The following is a 543-nucleotide window of genomic DNA, read 5'->3' on the forward strand; positions in this document are numbered from 1 at the left end:
AGGTTCTCCAGCACATACGCCCAATGCGGGAACATGTCGAGCACGATGCCGCCGCCGTCCTCTGCCCGGTAGTTCCAGGAGGGCCGCTGCGCCGCCTGCCAGTCGCCTTCGAACACCCAGTAACCGAACTCACCGCGTACCGAGAGGATCCGGCCGAAGAAGCCGCCGTCGATCAGACGCCGCAGCTTCAGCAGTCCGGGCAGGAACAGCTTGTCGGCGACGACGCCGTTCTTCACGCCGGCCTCGCGGGCCGCCCGTGCCAGGGCGATCGCGTCGTCGGTGGTCTCCGCGGTCGGCTTTTCGACGTAGACGTGCTTGCCCGCCTCCACGGCCCGCATGACGGCCGCGACCCTGGCGCTGGTGGTCTGCGCGTCGAAGTACACCGCGGTGCCGTCATCGGCCAGGGCCGCCGCCAGATCGGTCGTCCAGTCGGGGATGCCGTGCCGCGCCGCGATCGCCTCCAGCCTGGCCGCACTGCGCCCCACCAGCACCGGCCGCAGCAGCACCCGCTCACCGTCCGACAGAGCCACCCCGCCCTGCTCA

The 543-nt window shown here is 70.7% G+C and carries 1 protein-coding gene; it reads right to left on the reverse strand.

The features are described 5' to 3' along the window. On the reverse strand, positions 1–543 hold a 543-nt coding region (locus IEY93_RS37635; RefSeq protein ID WP_189167906.1), incomplete at both ends, for a Gfo/Idh/MocA family protein.

Source organism: Sphaerisporangium melleum (genome assembly GCF_014646695.1).
Taxonomy (GTDB): Bacteria; Actinomycetota; Actinomycetes; order Streptosporangiales; family Streptosporangiaceae; genus Sphaerisporangium; species Sphaerisporangium melleum.